Source organism: Kitasatospora sp. NPDC017646, from assembly GCF_044329365.1.
Lineage (GTDB): Bacteria > Actinomycetota > Actinomycetes > Streptomycetales > Streptomycetaceae > Kitasatospora.
In genome coordinates, this window is the sequence record NZ_JBIRJC010000011.1 from 19,158 (window position 1) to 38,320 (window position 19,163).

Annotated in this window: 14 protein-coding genes; 7 read left to right on the forward strand and 7 right to left on the reverse strand. The window is 66.8% G+C overall.

Annotated elements, in window-relative coordinates; translation table 11 throughout:
* Nucleotides 1-873: 873 nt before the first annotated feature.
* The 3 genes from ACH4J0_RS18905 to ACH4J0_RS18915 all read left to right on the forward strand — a co-directional run bounded on the left by ACH4J0_RS18905 (nucleotide 874) and on the right by ACH4J0_RS18915 (nucleotide 3,227).
* Complete coding sequence (locus ACH4J0_RS18905; RefSeq protein WP_396241450.1) at nucleotides 874-1,119, forward strand: hypothetical protein; 246 nt, start codon at nucleotides 874-876, stop codon at nucleotides 1,117-1,119.
* Between the two features lie 10 nt (nucleotides 1,120-1,129).
* Nucleotides 1,130-1,957 carry a helix-turn-helix domain-containing protein gene (locus ACH4J0_RS18910; RefSeq protein WP_396241452.1) on the forward strand — a complete coding sequence of 276 codons (828 nt, stop codon included), beginning with the start codon at nucleotides 1,130-1,132 and terminating at the stop codon, nucleotides 1,955-1,957.
* Between the two features lie 475 nt (nucleotides 1,958-2,432).
* On the forward strand, nucleotides 2,433-3,227 hold the full coding sequence (locus tag ACH4J0_RS18915) for a phosphoadenosine phosphosulfate reductase (protein ID WP_396241822.1): 795 nt from the start codon (nucleotides 2,433-2,435) through the stop codon (nucleotides 3,225-3,227).
* 37 nt (nucleotides 3,228-3,264) lie between these two features.
* On the opposite strand, the gene ACH4J0_RS18920 is transcribed toward ACH4J0_RS18915, so the two are convergent.
* The 5 genes from ACH4J0_RS18920 to ACH4J0_RS18940 all read right to left on the reverse strand — a co-directional run bounded on the left by ACH4J0_RS18920 (nucleotide 3,265) and on the right by ACH4J0_RS18940 (nucleotide 10,763).
* Nucleotides 3,265-3,783, reverse strand: coding sequence for a hypothetical protein (locus ACH4J0_RS18920; RefSeq protein WP_396241454.1), 519 nt, complete (start codon nucleotides 3,781-3,783; stop codon nucleotides 3,265-3,267).
* 190 nt (nucleotides 3,784-3,973) lie between these two features.
* The gene (locus ACH4J0_RS18925) at nucleotides 3,974-4,807 is read right to left on the reverse strand and encodes a phosphoadenosine phosphosulfate reductase family protein (protein ID WP_396241456.1); all 834 of its coding nucleotides are present in this window, start codon (nucleotides 4,805-4,807) and stop codon (nucleotides 3,974-3,976) included.
* Nucleotides 4,804-8,415 (reverse strand): ATP-binding protein, encoded by a 3,612-nt coding sequence (locus ACH4J0_RS18930; protein ID WP_396241458.1) that lies wholly within the window; start codon nucleotides 8,413-8,415, stop codon nucleotides 4,804-4,806. The genes ACH4J0_RS18925 and ACH4J0_RS18930 overlap by 4 nt, the downstream gene beginning before the upstream one ends.
* A gap of 2 nt (nucleotides 8,416-8,417) precedes the next feature.
* Nucleotides 8,418-9,548 (reverse strand): DUF4007 family protein, encoded by a 1,131-nt coding sequence (locus ACH4J0_RS18935; protein ID WP_396241460.1) that lies wholly within the window; start codon nucleotides 9,546-9,548, stop codon nucleotides 8,418-8,420.
* Nucleotides 9,549-9,584: 36 nt separating this feature from the next.
* A complete protein-coding gene (locus tag ACH4J0_RS18940; protein WP_396241462.1) occupies nucleotides 9,585-10,763 on the reverse strand; it encodes a cysteine desulfurase family protein in 1,179 nt (392 codons plus the stop codon).
* A gap of 551 nt (nucleotides 10,764-11,314) precedes the next feature.
* On the opposite strand from ACH4J0_RS18940, the gene ACH4J0_RS18945 reads away from it, so the two are divergent.
* Nucleotides 11,315-13,633, forward strand: a complete 2,319-nt coding sequence (locus tag ACH4J0_RS18945; protein WP_396241464.1) for a DUF262 domain-containing protein — start codon at nucleotides 11,315-11,317, stop codon at nucleotides 13,631-13,633.
* Nucleotides 13,634-13,815: 182 nt separating this feature from the next.
* Here the strand turns inward: ACH4J0_RS18945 and argS are convergent, their stop codons facing one another.
* Entirely contained in the window at nucleotides 13,816-15,576 is a 1,761-nt protein-coding gene (argS, locus tag ACH4J0_RS18950; RefSeq protein WP_396241466.1) for an arginine--tRNA ligase, read from the reverse strand.
* Nucleotides 15,577-15,731: 155 nt separating this feature from the next.
* Nucleotides 15,732-16,115 (reverse strand): DUF4440 domain-containing protein, encoded by a 384-nt coding sequence (locus ACH4J0_RS18955; protein WP_396241468.1) that lies wholly within the window; start codon nucleotides 16,113-16,115, stop codon nucleotides 15,732-15,734.
* 324 nt (nucleotides 16,116-16,439) lie between these two features.
* Between ACH4J0_RS18955 and ACH4J0_RS18960 the strand changes: the two genes are divergently transcribed.
* Genes ACH4J0_RS18960 through ACH4J0_RS18970 form a run of 3 tightly spaced genes read left to right on the forward strand, consistent with a single transcriptional unit; the run spans nucleotide 16,440 to nucleotide 19,159 of the window.
* Nucleotides 16,440-16,901, forward strand: a complete 462-nt coding sequence (locus ACH4J0_RS18960; RefSeq protein ID WP_360330348.1) for a cupin domain-containing protein — start codon at nucleotides 16,440-16,442, stop codon at nucleotides 16,899-16,901.
* Nucleotides 16,902-16,913: 12 nt separating this feature from the next.
* Nucleotides 16,914-17,603 (forward strand): hypothetical protein, encoded by a 690-nt coding sequence (locus tag ACH4J0_RS18965; RefSeq protein ID WP_360330345.1) that lies wholly within the window; start codon nucleotides 16,914-16,916, stop codon nucleotides 17,601-17,603.
* Complete coding sequence (locus ACH4J0_RS18970; RefSeq protein WP_396241470.1) at nucleotides 17,600-19,159, forward strand: hypothetical protein; 1,560 nt, start codon at nucleotides 17,600-17,602, stop codon at nucleotides 19,157-19,159. Before ACH4J0_RS18965 ends, ACH4J0_RS18970 begins: the two co-directional genes overlap by 4 nt.
* The last annotated feature ends 4 nt before the right edge of the window (nucleotides 19,160-19,163 follow it).

The window sequence follows — 19,163 nt, forward strand, 5'->3', positions numbered from 1 at the left end:
CCATGGCTACGGCCGTCTTGGCTCAACATCGGCATGCACCGACTGCCCCCTCCCCGTCCGCGGCCACTCCTCCAAGCAGCGACCCCGTGCGGGCTGATGCCACGCGATCAAACTGCCCTACCCATCAGCCGCACACCGTGATCACCCTCGCGGCGTGGCGCCAGCGCGTGTCCCGGCCAATCGATCTTGCCTGTGCTCCACGCCCCGCCCCGCACGCTCTGCCGCCACACCCACCACTCCCGAAGCCGTCGTCACCCTGGCCGCTGCGCTTGACCGTGCGGATGCCCACTGCGGAGTCTCCTCCATCGGCGCCGGTCCAGCCGCACGCCGGCTGCCTGAGCCAACGCCGGCCCGAAGGAGGACGGACGCCGTACACGGCAGCAGCCTCGACCAGACCGAGACCCAGCGCACGGCTGGCCGTCCGGCCACCGCGGGCTGCGCTGCGTAAGGCTCTCGCTCTCCGTTCGAGCGCGGCCCGAGGTCTCTTCCCTGCCGTCAACCGGGCACCGGCCGGCCCGACCCGCTGAACGCGACGGCGTCTGTGGACCGCACCGATGCCCAGACTCCTGTCCCAGTGAGGGCCTTGCCCGATGCTGCGGACAGATGTGCATCAACTCCGCCCGACTCGGCAAGATCAAATCTGCCGACCTGGGCAGATGCATCAGCGACCCCCTTTTCGATCATGCTTCCAAAAAACCTGGGCGCCGACCCTCTTTTAGGACGCATCCACATCAACGCAACACTCGGACCATGATCATCATTGCTGGAGCAGCCTCCCCGGCAGCAGGATCGGAGGCACACAAGCGGCCTGACGGACCGACATTCTGACGTCCGTCGTTCACTCCAGCCCGCCCCGCCGCCAGGGAGGAAATGATGAAGAACAACCGCCAGAACCTGACCGGGCTCCGGTGCTCCACCGGGACGCCCCGTTGGCGCAATCGAAGGATGCTCCCGCCAGCTCCAGTCGTCATCGTGCTTGTGATCGTGCTCCTCGCCGCGGTTCTGGCTCTCGCCGGCACCCCGACCGCCAGCATCCTCGAGCTGCTGGCCGGTGCGGTTGCCATTGCGATGCCGGCGGCCAGGGAGATGGTGACCCTGGCTCCTGGTCGTCGTCGCTGAGGCAGCCAAGATGGGCCGACCCCAGAGAAAGCTCGACAGAGGCGCATGGCACCACAGGGCTCAGCTGGCACTCTGGCTCCGCGAACGCAAGCAACGGTCCGGACTGACATATCGCGAGATGGCCCAGCAGGCCCGGTTTTCTGCAACCGTTTTCTCTCGCGCAGCCTCGGGGCGGATCGTGCCCACGCTGGAGATCGTGGAAGCATTCGCAGCGGTATGCAGAGTTGACCCCACACCTGGCCGCGAATTGTGGAAGCGGGCACGACATGAGAGGGCGCGGGCAGCCGGGCGAGGGGTCAACTCGCCTCAGCCAATGCGGCCCGAGTACATCAGAGATCACGCCACGCTTCGCCTCGCCTTAATCGAACTTCATCAAGCGATGGGAGAACTATCGCTGCGAGAGCTGGAACGCCGCGCTCACGGCTCTGGCGATAAGCTCTCTCGCGCCACGATCCACGGCGTTCTTAAGGGTCGCCGCGTGCCGACCAGGAGATTCGTAGGCTCCTTCGTGAGAGCGTGCGGGATCCCTGAGAGCACAGCTGCCGTGTGGCTCGCCAGCTGGGACCGTGCGGAGCGCAGACGTTCCTTGCAGGCCATGGCAGATAAGCCACTGACGTTTACAGAGGGAAACACCGCTCGGTCATTTCGATATGACGTGCAACGCCTCCTGGAGAAATACCGAAAGGCTGGCCTTCATCTCGATCTCATGGAGGAAATCCTCATTCGACACGTGGAAGAGACTCGCCGCCGAGACATCGAGCTGGGCGAGTTGCGAATTCCCGGTCATACACATGAGTCAGCCTCGTCTGCAGGCTCCACTATGAGCGAGGCCGAATAGTCGCCGCAAATACTAATACCTCCGGAGCAGTATCTGATCAAGCGGGCACGCCACTCCATCAAGGGGCCGGCCGCAGTCCAGTCGGGCAGATTCGCAGGGCATGACCTGTGGTCGATGACGACACACCCCGCCCGACTGAGACTCCCTGACCGGCTTACGGGCCCGGCCCGGCCACCGGCCCCCGAACGCTGGTACTGGCAAGCTGGCGGCTGGCCCCGACATCGCGTCGACATTGAGGCAGTCCGCCGGCAGTGCAGCCAAGCAGGCGCCTTGCCGCACTCGCAGGTCCACTCGATGTCCCGCTACGCCATCCAAGGGATCGGCGGTGCGGACATCGAGCCTGCGAGATAAACACTTGATTCGTTTGATCATCATCCATAGAATATCTCAGGTCCGACTGATCAACCTGGGAGCCTCCATGGGTCAACCTTCAGTAGATGCGATGTCCGGGCGTAGAGAGCGGCCGGCCGGCCGGTTGAGAGCGGTGTCGTACGGGGGCGGCGTACAGTCCACTGCGCTGCTCGTCCTCGCAGCACGCCGTGAAATCGACTACCCGACGTTCTTGTTCGCGAACGTCGGTGACGATAGCGAGCACCCGGCCACGCTCACGTACGTGCGAGATGTCGCAGTTCCGTTCGCTGCCAGCGCCGGGATCGATCTCAGGCAGCTCCGACGGCTGCGGCGCGATGGCGAGTCCGAAACGCTTGTGCAACGCCTCAGCAGACCCGACACTCGCTCCATCCCGATCCCCGTTCGCATGGCGAACGGGGCGCCGGGGAGAAGGTCCTGCACAGCCGATTTCAAGATCAAGGTGATCGGACGATGGCTTCGCGCACACGGCGCCACGCCCGGTGCGCCGGCGCGCGTGGGCATCGGAATTTCCGTCGACGAGGTCCATCGTGCGAACCGCAGGCGTAGCGAACCGTATGAACTGATCGAGTATCCGCTCTTGGACCTCGGACTTCGGAGGACGGACTGTGTGCGCCTCATTGAGGAAGCGGGGCTTCCCGTCCCTCCGAAGAGTTCGTGCTTCTTCTGCCCATTTCGCACAGTTGGGGATTGGCGCCGTCAACGGTCGCTGGAGCCCGAGCTCTTCGCTCAGTCGGTGAACATCGAGGAACTGGTCAATCGCCGGCGGAAGGCTCTCGGACGAGACCCGGTGTACCTGACTCGCTACGGCCGTCCGCTGACCGAGGCCATATCGGGGGAACCTCCCATCGTCGTCGACGACGACGACGGATTGTGCGACTCCGGATGGTGCATGACGTAGCGTCATCGCCGTCCCTGGGCTGCGGCATCCAGCCTGACTACCTTTCCAGGGCCGCCTTCCGGCCTCGCGGCTTCTGACTCAGCCGCTCACCGGCGAGCAGCCTTGCATGTGCTTCTGCATCAACCGCTCGGCCGCGGGCTTGGGCATCAGCGATGAGCGTGTCGAGAAGCCAGAGCGGTGACCCCGACAGCTTGAGATCCTCGTCCGCAATCGTCCGCCGGTTCCGCCATCGAGCGATGGCTCGTTCGTCGACCGTCAGGACGAGAGCCGCCTCCTTGATCCCTACGATCACCGGAAGATCCTTCGGGTCCACGAGACTGTATCCACCCGGGATCGTCGCCTTGTACTGCGCCAGCCGCTCTTCGGTGATCTCCCGACCACTGTGCCCGTCGAGCTGAAGTACCGTGGCGAGTAGCCAGTAGGGGTTCCCGGACGCGATGAGGTCGGGCTCGCCAAGGATGCCGTCGGTCCGCCACTTTTGAGACGTCTGGCGCTCGATGCCAAACAGGGCGGCGATCTCGGTGTGGCCGACCAGGTAGGGCAGCTGTGCGGCCATGACCAGTGTTTCTCCGGGGAGCATCGTCTACTCAGGCCCGGCTCACGTGCGGGCTCCCAAACGATAGCGCTCTCCGGCGTGCCGTACTGGATCTTGGCGGCGCGGCTGAGTTGCTGCGAGCAGCGTCGGCTGTACCTGAGCCCCGTTGCGGACGGCTGTCGCCGGTCGCAACGGGGCTCGGGTGTTTCGCTCAGAGGTGGCAGACGGAGCAGCCTGCCTCGTCGTCGTCCTCGTCGTGGGCATCGGCGAGGATCTCGAGCAGCGGTCGGTTCGGCCTTATGCGGGTGGCCGCCCTCTCCAGAGCTGCTTGGTGCTTGGCTTCGATCTCCTCGCGGCGCTCGATCAGGTCGTGCAGGGACTCGCCCTGGGACCAGGTGTACTGCCGGCCCTGCATCGCAGTGTGCCGGTAGTTGACCTTCTCCTCGTAAGCTATCGCCTTCTCGAAGAGGTCCGGGTGGCGGTCCTTGAGTCCGACCCACTCGTGCTTGCGCTGGAAGAAGCAGAAGTAGCAGCCCGAGCGGGTGCGCCACTCGTAGTACGCCGGCAGGCCGATGCCGGCCTCGTCGAGGATCCTGTCTACGCCGGCGCGGTCGATGCCATCTTCGCGGAACGGGAATACCGCGGTGATGTTCGGCTTGGTGCTGACGTAGCCCAGGCGGTTCTCGTCTGCCCGGATGGCGACGTAGGAGATCACCTCGTCGTCGCCGACCCACTCCTCCAGCGGCTTGATCTTCAGGTTCTTGGTGCACCAGCGCATCTGGGGGCTGGGCAGGGTGCCCTGGTAGACCTCAAGCCAGTGGTCGAAGTCGCGGCTGGCGTTCAGCCGGACGATCGGCTTGCCGACCGCGGCTTCAAGGCGGTTGAGGTATTCGTACGTCTCGGGCAGCTCGGCGCCGGTGTCGCAGAAGAAGTACTCCATGTCGGGTACCCGGTCGCGCATGTGGATGGCGAGGGCCGAGGAGTCCTTGCCCCCGGACAGGCCGAGTACGTGGCGCGTCTTGGTGCCGGAGCTGGTGTCGCTCACAGCTTCTCCTTCGTCTCGGGGGCCGCGTCGGTGCCGGCGGCGGCCAGGCGTTCGGCGAGGGCAGCGAGCAGGATGCGGGCTCCGTCCGGGCCGAGCGCCTCTTCAGCCTGCCTGATGACACTGACAACGAGCTTGTCGGCTGCCTTGCGTGACTGCTTCGGCACGTGGATGAGGGTGCGTTCCTCGGTGCCCTGGGGGGTGGTGAGCGTGAGAAGGCTGGTGTCGATCTGCCGACGCGCGGCAGGCTTCCGAACGGCCTCCGGCGCGTCGTTTGTCTCGTAGAGGTGGCTGACTCGGTCGAGGGCGCGGGCGACCTCCTTCACCTTGGCCGGGAAGGCATCCGTGTCGCGGTCGGTCCAGTTGACGAGGGCCTTGTTGAGGAGACGGATGGTGATCGGCTCGAGCCAGTCCTCGTCCGGCAGGTTCTCGTCGAGGACGCGCGAGACGAAGCCCTGCAGGCTGAGTTCAAGGGGTGCGTGGGCGAACCCGCGAAGCCGTTCGGCGAGACCAGCGCGGAGTTCGCCGATCTCGGCAGGAAGACGGAATTCCTTTGCGAGGGCCGCGACGAGCTGCTGGCGCAAGGCAGCGCTCGCGCCGGACAGCTCGTCGAGGGTGGCGACGAGCCCCGCGACGTACGTCTTGGCTGCCTGTTCGTCTTTGGCGGTCTCGGCCAGGACGGGCTCTACTCCCTGAGTGAGGGGCAGGGCGGTGAAGATCAGCTCGTCGGGGTCGGTGGCTTCCTTCAGGACGTCCCGGAGCTCCAGCGCCGGCGCGCTCAGACGCTTGGTGGCCTTGGCGAAGTCGTCAAGGGCCATGTAGCGGCCAAGGATTGTCCGGGTGACGGCCAGGAGCATGGGGTTGCGGGCGGAGCGTGACCGCGGCGCGGTGATGTTCAGGGCCTTAGCGAGTCCTTCGACCACGAGGCGGCGCTGACCGCCGCCGACGGGTGCGGCCTTGACCATGAAGCGGTCCGGGTTGACGTTGAGCCGCTCGATGATCTCCGGGGTCAGCCGCTGGCAGTAGTTGCCGTCCTCGAACAGCGCGATGTCATCGCTTCGAAGGATCAGGGCGGTGACCACGAGGATCGGGACGACGCCGGCCTTGACGCCGTAGGGCGGCGCCATGAGCTGCTCGTAGATATCGCCCAGAGGGGTCGGCCGGGTGGCCTTGGTCAGCGCTGCCTCGAGGGCGTCCCAGACCTCGGTGACATTGGCCTCGCCGTTGGCCTCCTTGCTGGGCCTGGAGATTCCGTGCGTGAGGATGGTGTCGGAGTCGACAGCGTTGCCGCTCTCCCCCGCGACGCGATGGAGGCCGAGGTACTCGACGACTCCGTGGTACATCGCGCGTTCCGCGGAGTAGTTGTCGGGGTCAAAGCCCAGGAGGTGCACGCCCGATCGCTGGATCATGCCGGTGAGCACCTCGCGGCGGGCTCGCGAGCCGTTGCTGGTGAGCTGGTGACGGCCGGCCATCTCATTGCGGATACGCGGAGTGTGCGGGTAGACGAGCTCGCACGCCTGAGAGGCGAGGCTGGCGTAGCTGCGCGCTTCGAGAGCCGCGTCGGGCGCGTTGCCGACATCGGCAGCGGTGCTCCAGAGATGCCAGGTGGCCTGCGGGCTAAGGGGGTTGAACGCCTCGTCGAGCTGCGCTCCGATGAGCTGGGAGATCTCTGCTGCGCGTTCGGCGATCTCCCGGGATGCGACATGGTCGATGGTGTCGTCGTCGAGGAGTTCCTCGAGTGCGACGAGGTCGATTCCGGCTTGAAGGACCCGCTCGGGGTTCTTGGTGACGCCGATCAGCACCGGAAGGGGCGAGTTGACGTCAGGCCGGGTGTCGAGGGTGCCGAGGTGGTAGACGATGAGGCCGTCTGCGGCGTCCTTGACCACCTCGGGGCCGTCGATCTTCTCGCCTTCGTGGCTGACCGCTGTGACGAAGTAGCGCAGCATTCCGGTCTGCTGGCTGTGCTTACCGGCCACCACGGCGGCGGGAAGGACGGTGCCGAGATGCTTGCTGACGTAGTCGACGACGTCCGCGGGCTGGATCCGGGTGGCGACTTCGCGGACCCGGGCTTCGATGTCGACGTCGGTGCCCTGCCAAACGCGGTACTCGTTGCTGTAGGCGCGGTGAACCACGAAGCCGTCTTGGACGAGCTTGTCCAGCTTCTTCTGCAGGGCTGCGAAGCGGTCCGGGTCGTTGGCGTCGAGCGGGTCGTTGAGCGCGAACTGGATCATGCCGGGCGTTGCGCGCAGGAGACCGTCGGCGTCGATGAGGTTCAGGATGCCGATGACCTTGAGGACTTCCTGGTCCTCGTTGGGCAGGCCGTGGGCCTCGTTGAGCCGCGTGTCGACCTCGAGCCAGCGGCTGGCGTTGGCCGAGGCCAGGATGGTGGTGCGGCCGGATGCGAAGAAGTAGTCGTACAGCTGCGGGAGGCGAACCGTCGAGGCGCGCTCGGGCGTGTCCGAGGACAGCGTCTCCATGGTCCGCCGGACCGTGTGGGGCTCGTCGCTGGCGAGGAAGCCGGTGAGGCTGCGGTCATGCTGGCCGATCTGGGAGGCGAGCAGCGGGGCCGCGACAGCGGTCAGCGGGTGCAGGGGGTAGAGGCCGGCGAACATCTCGGCCGAGATGTCGACAACGGAATTGAGTGCGTGCCCCTCCCTCCACGCCTTCGCGGCAGCTTCTGCCTGGGCCTCGATAAGAGCGCGGCCCGGCTCGGCCACGGCGGACAGGTCGAGGCGGCGGCGCATGAGGTGGACGGCGTCGCCGAGGTTCGGCGCGAAGGTGATGTCCTCGAACCGGCCCTGGATCTTCGCCCATTCCTGGGTCTGGACGGAGCTGGATCGCGCTGCGTAGTCGGTGAACGCCAGGTGCTGGAGCGTGAAGATGAACAGCGGGAGGCCCGAACGGCCTGCCCCCTTTTCTGCCAGCATCTGGAGCAGGAAGACGTCGCTGTCGGCGTCTCCGGTGTCGCCGGCCGCGGCGAGGTACTCGAGTGTCTTGCCGAACTCGTCGAGGATCAGCAGGACAGGGGCAGCGTCACACAGCACGGTGACGGCGTCCAACAGGCTCTGCGCAGTCGGGACCTCCCGTTCGGCGCACGCGGCGAGGGCCTGGGCGACGGCCTTCGGGGGCCGCTTCTTCCACCTGCGCTCGACGGCGGTCTGCAGGGCTCGGTGAATCGTTGCGGCAAGCGGTTCACGACGGGCCGTGGCAACAGCGCCGAGGAAGCCGTCCGCGGTCAGCTCGTCCCGGACGCGGGATAGCCGGGCGGCGTACCCGGGGCTGGTTGCCGCAACGGCCGCTTCTGCCTCGGCACGGCGAGCCTTGTCGTGTCCGAGGAAGGCGTCGAAGAGGTTGGAGAGCGTGGACTTACCGGAGCCGTAGGGGCCGGTGAAAGACCATGCGCGGGTGCGTCCGAGCTCGCCGACTGCGTTGGTGACACGCTCGAGGACATCGAGGGCGCGCGCGCCGACGTAGGGCGAGTTCAGGTGGCGCTCGCGGACGTCACGTTCGAGGTTGGTGGACCGCAGCTCCGATCCGACCAGGGCGATGCCCTTCGGGAGCTGGAAGCTGTCCGCGCTCTGGCGGGAGCGCTGCTTGGTCTTCGTCGTCATGATCAGGAGTTCTCCTCGCCGAACACCAGCTCCTCGGCCTGCTGTGAAGTCTTCTTGCGCGGACTGCTCACCGCGGTTTTGGCAAGCCCGGGGTACATCTCGGTCCATTGGTCCGGGCTGGGGAATCCGTCCCGATCCCGGACGCGGCCGTAATACTCGTCCAAGATGTCCCACGCGAGTGCCTGTGGGGGCTTGCGGTAGGCGAGGCTCCGCTGGCCGAGGGCCTCGACCAGCTGGAGGTCAGGGTGGTCATTGATCAGGGACTCGATGGCCTTTGTCAACTCGGGCTCCCGCATGCGGAATACGCGGCCCGGTGACCCTTCTTCTGCGGCCAGCCGTGCCAGCGTGATCGAGCCGGCGTTCGGGGCGAGCCGAGAGGCGTAGTCCAGGCAGGCGTAGGCGAGTACCGGCGCGGGCAGGTTCGACCGTGATCCGCTGGTGAAGCGCCAGGTCCGCTGCTTGCCCTTGCCCTGCCCCTCCAGCAGTCCGAGCTCCCTGAACGGGGACATGAGCAGGTCCTCGAAGCTTCCCGGAGACAGCGGGTTGAACTCCTGGTCCAGGGCGTACATCTTGACCAGGCAGTCCACGTCACGATTGACCGACTCCGCAGCCCGCCACTTCTCTTCATCGAAGTTCTCATGCACAAAGCGCGTGATGACGCTCGTCATCTCTGCGGTCGTGACTCGGGAGCGGGGTGCCAGGTTGAACATCACGTACCAGCTGGGTGCTTGGCACTTGGAGTCTGGTTCGGCGGAAAGCAGCCACCAGTGCAGCAGCCAGAGGCTGCCGGTGTCCTCGAGGTACGGGTCCGCGCCGTATTCGTCGAGCAGCCAGCGGGCGCGCCATGTCGGTGCGGACTGGCGCGCCTTCTTGGACGGGTCGGTGTGAGCGTGCTCCTGGGTCAGCTTGAACGCCTTCGACCAGTAGCGCATCGCGTTGACCATGTTCCGACCGACGCCGAGCAGGACGGGGGCGTCCTCGCGGTAGAAGATGTCGGGGTGGTCCTTGACCTGCGTGTAAGCCTTGTGCATCCAACCGAACCGCGGCGCGAAGGTCTCGTGGCGGTTGAAATTGAGCTCGACGGCCTCAGCGAGCCGGCTGTCTGACATTCGGGGATGCCTCTCGGTGGTCATTCACAGGAAAGGAGGGCTAGTAGGGGATAACGTCGGTCACTGTTCGGCGGTAGCGGCCATCAGCAATCGGGTTTGCTCCACCGCGGCAGCAGCGGCGTCGATTGCGCGGTCGACGTCCTCCGCGGTGGTGGCGTATCCCAGGGAGAAGCGCACAGTGGAGTCCGCGTCCTCACGGCTGCGGCCCATTGCCAGCAGGACGTGGCTCGGGCCCGGCGCTCCCGACGAGCAGGCGCTGCCGTCCGATGCCGCTACGTGTGGCATGGCGGCGAGCACCGCGTCGGCCGGCACTCCCCGGAAGGTGACACTGGTCACGCCAGGAAGGCGAGGCACCTGCGCCGCATTGATCCGGCAGTCCGAGACGCGGGCGGTCAGGCCGGCTTCCAGCTTGTCGCGCAGCTCGGACACTCGGGCGGCTTCCGAGGGTAGGTTGCGTCGGGCAGCCTCTGCTGCGGCGCCGAGCGCGGCGATGCCGGCCACGTTGAGGGTTCCTGCTCGCCACCCGCGTTCATGGCCACCTCCGATCAGGAGGGGGCGGTGTGGAAGGTTGGTGCCGCGGCGGACGAACAGTGCCCCCGCTCCTTGCGGGCCGCCGAACTTGTGAGCGGAGAGCGACAGCAGATCGATGTCCAGCTCGGCAAGGTCCAGGGGCAGCCGCCCGACGTACTGCGTCGCGTCGGTGTGGACCAGGGCGCCGACTTCGTGCGCGGCCTTGGCGATGGGGAGCAGGTCGGTCAGGACTCCGGTCTCGTTGTTTGCGAGCATGACCGACACCAGAGCGACGTTCCGCTGGTTGAGGGCGTCGTGGAGTGGCTCCAGGTCGAGGACGCCATCGTCGTCCACGGGGAGTACGACAAGATCATCGGGTTCCCCTTCAGTGATCGCACGCCCCGCTTCAAGCACGGCAGGGTGTTCGACCGCAGTGGTCACCAGAGCACCGCCGCGGGCCAGCGCGGCCCGCAGAGCGAGGTTGTTCGCCTCGGTTGCTCCCGAGGTGAAGACGATCTCTCCGGGGGAGCAGTTGAGCAGGTCGGCAAGTTGGCGGCGCGCGCCATCGACCCTGGCGGCGGCGTCTCTGCCGAAGTGGTGCATGCTTGAAGCGTTGCCGACGCTCTTGAGCGCGGCCAGCGTTGCCTCAAGGGCTTCCGGGCGCAGTGGAGCTGTGGCGTTGTAGTCGAGGTACACGATCTTTGCTTCTGCGGCACGGCCCTCGACCATGTTGCCCCCTCGTTCCGGCGCGTTCCGACTCTCACTCCTGGCGGCTCCTCTCGGCGGGCCGATCTGTTCCGCCAGGAGTGCACTGAGATCCTATCCAACCGGAGCGACTGCCGACGCGCGCTCACCCAAACCGCCCGGCCGAACACGGTGCGTCACTCATCTCTCGAGCGCCCTGACTGCACACCGTGACCCAGTCATCGAAATTTTGAGGCATATGTCAGATATGCCGGTTTTTTGTATGCGATTTTCCGAAAGGAACCCATGCGTGTCAGTCGCTCGGTCTAGGGTGATCGCTGGTCGTGGACTACCCATTTAGCGGCAGGCCGCGATCGTCAGGGTTGGGTACGCCGAGGGGGACGGTTGGAAGCAGAAGTGTCCCTATCCGGGGACACATGGCGAGGGGGCCGGCAGGAACCGCAGCAGCTGTGAACTGTTCCAGCGACGCCGGGCTGCAGGCCGCCCGGCGTTAGCCGAGGAATCGAGAAGCCGCGATCACCGCGCGAAGAGAGCCTGGCCGGCAAACGGAACCGCGAAATGCACGGGAGCTTCATTTGGAAACCCGAGAAATCTTTGACGCCGCCCCCTACACCGTGGCGCAGTACCTCAGCGAAACCGGGCAGGGACTCTATATCCCGCCGTACCAGCGTGCATACAGCTGGGAAGCCAACAAGGTCAAGCGCCTCATTGCCGACGTCGCCCACGGCGTGGAGCAGATCACCAAGTTCCCGGAATCGATCTGCTTCATCGGCTCGGTAATCGCGCTGCGCGACCTTCAGTACAGCACCGTGGACCCGATCCATCGACCGATGGTGCCCGCGAAGGTTATGAGCATCATCGACGGCCAGCAGCGGATGACCACCCTTCTCCTGCTGACCACAGTCCTGCACGAAGAGATCAGCCTTCGCGCGAATCGGCTCCCCAAGAACGGAGGTGAGGCCCGGGACTGGTGTTTCAACCAGGCAGTTGATGTGACGGTCCGTCTCACCGACACCTTCGAGGAGGATATGCGCTACGGCGAGGGCAGCTTCCGCTTCTACCCTCGCATGATCCGCTCGTTCCACGACGTGTGGTCCCGCAATAAGCACGAAGCGCAGTACGAATCCCCGATCGGGTACTACCTGCACCAGTACGGGAAGTTCCGCCGCGACGAGCCGATCTCCCAGGACTACAAGCACGTTCCCTTCGTCGAGGGCGAAGCCGAGGACGCCAACGCCCAGGCGCACAGGCATCTCGAGCTCACGCGCGTCCTCATCCGTCGCACGCTGCGCCAGGCCGTCTCGCTGTCGCGGCAGGCTCGGGAGGACGAGGCCGAGCTCCCCTCCGCTCAGGCCATGGTGGACTCCAAGGTCCTCCAGGAGGGCCTGTTCAACAGTCCTTTCCCCGACTACGTGATCGACGCGGCTCGGGAAGACGACCGCCTGGGGGCTCTTCTCCGGCTGATCGTCTTCGCCAACTACCTGCTCAACCGCGTGACCGTGGCCGTCGTGACGTCCAAGCACGAGGACTACGGCTTCGACATGTTCGAAGCGCTGAACACCACTGGGCAGCCGCTCACCGCGATCGAGACGTTCAAGCCGAAGGCCATCAAGAACGAGCCGCTCAAGGAGTGGCACGAATCGGAGTCTTACAACCACTTCGACACCATCGAGAAGTACCTCGATGCACAGGGTGCGTCATCCGCTGACAAGCGGCAGACCGCAACGGACAACATCCTCATCCCGTTCGCGCTGCTCAATGACGGAACCCGGCTCAGCAAGCGCCTCAGCGAGCAGCGTCACTACCTGCGCACCGCGTTCGACAAAGAGGCCGGCCAGCCGGAGCGGCGGGTCTTCCTGCAGGCGCTGGCCCAGGTCACCAAGTTCGTCTCCGGCCCGTGGGCTCAGCCGGACAAGTTGCCGGACTGCACGGATGACGCGCTGCGAAAGCAGGCCGCATTGTGTGCCCAGGTGCTTAGCGAGGCCAAGCACGAAATCGTGGTCGCGCCGCTCACCCGGTACTACGCTTCGCACCGGCTGGCGCAGGACAACATCGACGAGCGGGCCCGTCAGTTCCTGACCGCCGTCCGAGCCTGCGGCGCCTTCTACGGCCTCTGGCGAGGGGCTTTCGGCAGCACCAACGGAATCGACAACAAGTACCGCAAGCTCATGGCCCTCCCGGCATCCGACGAAGGTGCGCCGCGATTCATGCGGTTCGGCCGGCAGCTCACCGAGGTTCCCCCTATCGAGGAGATGTTGGCGTACTTCCGCCAACAGCTCCAGGAGGAGGGACTCGGCGAGAAGGACCGCTGGGTGGCACGCGCGGCCGAGACCCCTGTCTACTCGAGCTCGCGGCAGCTCACCAAGCTCTTGCTCCTCGCAGCCTCCAACGACTCGACTCCCGACAGGGAGCGGCCCGGTCTGGTCACGGTCGGCAGGCAGGGAGTCCTGAGCACCCTCAATCTGGAGCGCTGGCATGACGAGGCGTTCTCCACGATCGAGCATGTAGCCCCGAAGGGGCCCGGTGCGAGCGGGTGGGAGGGAAGGCTCTATGACGAGTCGAGCACCGTCCACGTGCTCGGGAACCTGACGCTGCTCCCCAGGGTCGAGAATTCCTCCGCCCATCAGCGCTCGTGGCCGATCAAGCGGCTGATGTTCCGGGCCCTCTCCGCCACGACCGTCGAGGAGGCCGAGAAGACGCTGGCCCAGGCAGCCCACGAAGGTATCGAAATCGGCGAAGGCGCGGAGGCCATCATCCGCCGAGCGCGCTATCTGCCTCTGGTTGCAGCCCTGGCGGACCGCGAGGATGACTGGACCGTGGAGTTCGTACGCGAGCGCTCCAAGCGGCTGTGCGGCATGGCTTGGGACTCGCTCGCGCCCTGGATCGGGCTCTAAGCCGGGGGCGCGGCTGTGGGCTGCCGATAGCCCTCAGCCTGGGTCGATAGACACCACAGTCACCTGCCCTTGGGGTTCCGGGACTTCCCGAATCCCAAGGGCAGTGGGGTAACCGGCCGCAGGCGCGAGCGCACCTTCGGGGCGGGCAGGTGATACCTGCCCGCCCCGAAGGTTTGTCTGTCTTACAGGCGCTCGGGAGTTCCAATGCCGAGGAGGTCCATGCCCTGGCGGAGGGTCTGGCCGGTGAGCTGGCAGAGCAGCAGCCGGGTCTCCATGACCTCGCGGCTGGGGGCCTTGAGGACGGGGCAGTGCTCGTAGAACGTGGTGTACGCCGCCGCGAGGCTGTGCAGGTAGGCGCAGAGGCGGTGGGGTTCGAAGGTCTCGGCGACGAGGTCGATGGTGCTGCCGAATTCGTCGAGGAGGAGTCCGAGGGGACGTTCGGCCGGCTCCAGGGCGAGGTCCTGGTGGGCGGTCGGGGTGACGCCTTCGGGGGCCTTGCGCAGGATGGACTGGATGCGGGCGTAGGCGTACTGGAGGTAGGTGCCGGTGTCGCCGTTGAGGGAGACCATGCGGTCGGCGTCGAAGATGTAGTCGCGGGTGCGGGAGGTCGACAGGTCGGCGTACTTGACCGCGCCGATGCCGACCTGCTTGGCCCGGTCTTCGAGTTCCTCGGTGGCGAGCTGGGGGCTCTTCTCGGCGACGACGGTTCGGGCCCGGTCGACGGCTTCGTCGAGGAGGTCCATGAGGCGGACGGTCTCGCCGGAGCGGGTCTTGAAGGGCTTGCCGTCCTTGCCGAGGACGGTGCCGAAGCCGAGGTGCAGGGCGCGGACGTTGTCGGGGAGCCAGCCGGCGCGGCGGGCGGTCTCGAAGACCATCTGGAAGTGCAGGGCCTGGCGGCTGTCGACGACGTAGAGGAGCTGGTTGGCGCCGAGCATGCCGACGCGGTCGCGGATGGCGGCGAGGTCGGTGGTGGCGTAGCCGTAGCCGCCGTCGCTCTTCTGGACGATGAGCGGGGTCGGTTCGCCGTTGGGGCCCTTGATGTCGTCGAAGAAGACGCACAGGGCTCCGTCGGAGCGGACGGCGACGCCGGAGGCTTCGAGGTCGGCGCACACGTCGGCGAGCATCGGGTTGTAGTAGCTCTCGCCGATGGCGTCGGCGTCCTCGAGGAGGACGCCGAGGCGGGCGTAGACGGCTTCGAAGTAGACCTTCGACTCGTCGACCATGCCCTGCCAGGACGCGACGGTCTCGGCGTGGCCGGCCTGCAGCTCGACGACGCGCCGGCGGGCCCGGTCGGCGAAGTCGGTGTCGCTGTCGAACTTGGCGCGCGATGCCTTGTACAGGCGGTTGAGGCGGGACATCGACGGACCGGAGTCGTCCGGCTCGGTGCCTTCATCGAGCTCGGCGCGGTGCTCGACGAGGTACTGGATGAGCATGCCGAACTGGGTGCCCCAGTCCCCGAGGTGGTTGCGTCGGATGACCTTCTCGCCGGTGAACTCGAGGGCGCGCACGAGCGCGTCCCCGATGATCGTGGAGCGCAGGTGGCCGACGTGCATCTCCTTGGCGATGTTCGGCTGGCTGTAGTCGATCACCATGACGCCGGCCTCGGCGTTGCTGCCGACACCGAGCCGGGCATCGGCAGCGCGGGCGGCCAGCCGCTCGAGGATAGCGGCGTCAGTGACGGTCACGTTGATGAAGCCGGGCCCGGAGACCTCCAGGTTCGCGATCACCTCGTCGGCGCCGAGGTTCTCGAGCACGTGTCCGGCCACCTCGCGGGGGTTGGCCCGCAGCGGCTTGGCCAGGCTCATCACACCGTTGGCCTGGAAGTCGGCACGGTCGCTTCGTCGCAGCTGGGGGTCGCTGTCCGCGGCGTCGGGGAACGCAGTGGAGATCGCCCGTGCGAAGCGCTCGCGCAGCGCGTCGGCGATGGAGAGGACCGTAGCCATAGATCGAAGGACCGCTTCCTGAGACGTGTTGGGGCCGCGTGTCGGTCGCCGAGCTGCATCGCGCCTACGCGGCGACCGGGCTGCAGTCGAGCATCCCATGTTCGTACACGGCTGAGCTCCTGAATATTGCTCACCTGTGGGAGCTGTCGGCGATGTCAGCCTTGTTCGGATGGCGGCACGGGAGTTGCCTGGTGGTAGTACAGCCTCCACTGGCGCCCGTCTGCACTGCGACGCCAGAGGGAGCTGCGGCGCGCGCGGCGCCCCGGTCTGGTTGTCTGGTAGGTCAGGTGCACAAGCCCCGGCGCAAGCAGCACACCGGACATCTCCGTGGCCAGGTAGGGCTCGTCGTCAGCGCCCGGTAGATCGGGTAGGGCCGCGAGCATGTCAGTGCGGCTCCAACGCCGCCCGGACGAGCCGACTTCCACGAAGTCCGGGTCCAGCAGCTCTGCCGCCTGCTCGCTCGACAGGCGTACTTGTGGATCGATCAGGCGCAGCTCTGAGCGGATTGCCTCGTTCACATCATCCGCGGCGTTGTTCATGCGGGCATGGTCGCATGGGTGACGCCCGCTGGGCAGTGCCGGTCTTGGAGCGTCGGCGTCAGCGGGCTGCTCGCGATCGATGCCCGTCGGGGAAGCGGGTCGGCAGGGAGGGTGGACTCCGTCCTGCCGGCACCAGTGGCGGGCGGCCGACTGGTCGGTCCGCTGTGGGTCGGGCAATTCGCTAATTGCCTCGAACGCAGGGTCACCGACCGGCTACGGTGGCATACCTTGCTGCCTTGCCCGCCCAGGCCCGGCAGCGGTCTGCCTCACGGCACCACCAGTGAGGCCACTACGTGCGCTACGACAGAGCGAAGGAGTGGCATCATGGTCAACTTTGACCCCACGCGGCACATTCGGAACGTGCTCGCCGAGGCCAGTACCGTATTGACCCAGTCGGACGGCACTGTCCTGGAGGGCATCAGCGGTCGGCCCGGTGCCGGCGAGGAAGCCCTCGCCGGGATGCGCATTGGAGTCGACCGGATCGTCCTGGAGCCCGGCAGCGAGTTCGAGCTCCACACCCATGAGGGTGACCACATCCTGTATGTCCTCGCCTCGGAGGGCTTCATCCATGTGGATGGGACGGACTTTCGTATGCGCGCGGGCGACACCGTGTATGTGCCGGCGAAGTACCCGCACGGCGTCAAGACGGACCCTGCGATCGAACAGCCCCTGGAAATCCTCGCGTTCGGCGTTCCGCACGCGCCCCTGGACTCTCCCCATCGGATGACGCTGGTCGGCAACAACGAGATCCGCGAGTCGGCGGGTCGCCCGGACGCGCAGCGATAGGAGCCGGGCGACATGACCGAACACGTGCGCATCGCGGTGTGCGGGATCGACGGAGGCGGCAAGTCCACGTTGTGCCAGGCGCTGCAGACGGAACTCGATGCGCGGGGCGTGCCTACGCGAATCGTCGGGAATCTTCCGCGTGCTTACCGGCAGAAGAACAACGGCACCGTCGACCCCGGCGATCCGTTCCTGTCGTCCTTCTTCTTCAACTACGCGGCCGAGCATCACGGCGACCCAGGAAGTGCCCGATTCGCCTTCGACGCCCGGCACGTCGACTACGTGATGGCGCTGGAAGAGGTGCGGCTCGACCGTGCGGCCGTCGAAGCATGTGAACCCGGCGCGGTGCTGATCCATGACCGGCACGTCCTCGACCGGCGGGTCAACGCCTACCGGGCCGGTTGCCCCCGCGCTGATATCGACGTGATCTTGAGCCATGCGCCGGCACCGGACCTCACCGTGCTCCTTGACCTGCCGGCCGAGCTGGCGGTCGAGCGGGTTGCGCAGCGTGGCAGGCCGGGGCGGGACGAGAACGTTGCAGACCTGGCCGAGTACCGCGAGCTGTACCTGTCCTGCACGTCGGCGGAGCAGGGAGTGTTGGTGGTCGACGCCGCCCGGCGTAGGGAGGAAGTGTTCGGCGTGGTCATCTCCGAGGTCGAGGCCGTCTTAGCCAGGGCGGGCGTGATGTTGGGGGAGTCGAAGTGATCGGGCCGCAGGTCGGCGAGGACGATGTCGCGACACGATGGACAGGCGTGTGGGGACCGAGCGCGTCACCTCTTCCGCAAAGTCGCCTGGAGTGGCGGGAGCCGCCCAGTAGCCACCGACAGGGGCTGCCGCACGGGCCGTTCACCGTCGGCGACTTCACCAGGGTGTTGCGCGAGGCGCAGATCCTGGACAACCGCGCGGTGGAGGCGACTGGTGCGGCGGTGGTCCTGCCGTACGGGGTCGCGCTGTTGGAGCGGTTCCGGCAGCTGGTGCGGGCCGCGTACGAGGACGCGGGCCTCGCCGAGCACGAGTACCCCCACACCGTGCCCTTATCCGTCGCGGAGCCCACTCGCGAGGTCGTGGACTTGCACGACCGGCTGCTTCTGGTCGGCACGGACACCGACCTGGCGCAGGGCAAGCCCCGGCTGGCGCTCACGCCGACCGGGGAGATGGTGATCTACTCACACTGGGCCCGGGCAATTTCCGGGCGCGGTGATCTTCCGATCCGGATGTACCAGCGGGCCCGGTACTTCCGCCCGGTCCGCGGCGGGCGTCACGGTGGCCGCGGAGTGTTCCACGCCACCGAGCACGACGACGTCTTCGAGTTCCACTGCGCTCATGCTGACCGCGATTCGCAGCAGCAGGACCTGCGACGGCTAAGGGACATGGTGGCGAACCTGATCGGGCGCTTCCACGTCCCGGTGGTGTGGAGCACACGGCCGCCGTGGACCAACCGGGCCGAAGTAGCGGACCTGGCGGTCGCGGCCGACGCGCCGCTTCCGCTGCAGGCGACAGGACAGATTGCCTGCCTCTACGACCAGGGCACGCGGTTCTCCCGCCCCTACCGGATCGGCTTTCGGGAACAGGGCGACTTCCACCTCAGCCAGCAGCTGGCCGGGTATACCTCGCGGCGGATCCTGATGGCCCACTTGATGCTGGGTCTGCACGGGCGGCGGCAGTTGTTCATTCATCCCGACCTGGCGCCGGTTCAGGTGCTGGTGCTGCTGCGCGGCCAGGCTTCGTCGCCGCAGGCAACGAGTGCGCTGGGCCGCGCTCTGGCAGAGGGCGGTGTGCTTGTGCGGGAGGTCGGCTGTGAGAGCGCGGGAGCGTTGACAAAGGCCCGGCGGGAGTGGCAGTCGCGCGGGGTGCCCGTGACGGTCCAGTTGTTCGAGCCGCGAAGCGCGGGCGAGCAGTGGAAGGCTGTGCTCGTGCGCGGCGACACCGGGGAGGAGTGCACGGTGTACTGCGCCGATCCGGCAGTGCTGGCCCCGGAGTTGCGTGCTCTGCTCGCCGACCTCGGTGCCGCCTTCGCAAACGGCGCATGGGAGTTCGCGCGCAGCCGCCTGGTGCCAGCCACCGCCTCTGACCTGCCTGAGGTCCTGGCGCAACGCCTGGTGGCGGTCAGTGCGCTGTCGGTCAGCGAGGATGCGGTGCGGAACCTTGCGGCGCTGCGCCGTGGTGAGGTGCTCGGGTTCTGCCGCACCGACCGGTCTCTGCCGTGCGTGGTCACCGGCAAGCCGGTGACCACGGTCGCTTTCGTCTCTCCTCGGATGTGAGCGC

What these genes read in the sequence shown, in the direction of transcription:
- ACH4J0_RS18960 (WP_360330348.1), top strand. Translation starts at nt 16,440, where the DNA reads ATGGTCAACTTTGACCCCACGCGGCACATTCGGAACGTGCTCGCCGAG.
- ACH4J0_RS18955 (WP_396241468.1), bottom strand. Translation starts at nt 16,115, where the DNA reads ATGAACAACGCCGCGGATGATGTGAACGAGGCAATCCGCTCAGAGCTG.
- argS (WP_396241466.1), bottom strand. Translation starts at nt 15,576, where the DNA reads ATGGCTACGGTCCTCTCCATCGCCGACGCGCTGCGCGAGCGCTTCGCA.
- ACH4J0_RS18935 (WP_396241460.1), bottom strand. Translation starts at nt 9,548, where the DNA reads ATGACCACCGAGAGGCATCCCCGAATGTCAGACAGCCGGCTCGCTGAG.
- ACH4J0_RS18965 (WP_360330345.1), top strand. Translation starts at nt 16,914, where the DNA reads ATGACCGAACACGTGCGCATCGCGGTGTGCGGGATCGACGGAGGCGGC.
- ACH4J0_RS18910 (WP_396241452.1), top strand. Translation starts at nt 1,130, where the DNA reads ATGGGCCGACCCCAGAGAAAGCTCGACAGAGGCGCATGGCACCACAGG.
- ACH4J0_RS18920 (WP_396241454.1), bottom strand. Translation starts at nt 3,783, where the DNA reads ATGGCCGCACAGCTGCCCTACCTGGTCGGCCACACCGAGATCGCCGCC.
- ACH4J0_RS18905 (WP_396241450.1), top strand. Translation starts at nt 874, where the DNA reads ATGAAGAACAACCGCCAGAACCTGACCGGGCTCCGGTGCTCCACCGGG.
- ACH4J0_RS18940 (WP_396241462.1), bottom strand. Translation starts at nt 10,763, where the DNA reads ATGGTCGAGGGCCGTGCCGCAGAAGCAAAGATCGTGTACCTCGACTAC.
- ACH4J0_RS18930 (WP_396241458.1), bottom strand. Translation starts at nt 8,415, where the DNA reads ATGACGACGAAGACCAAGCAGCGCTCCCGCCAGAGCGCGGACAGCTTC.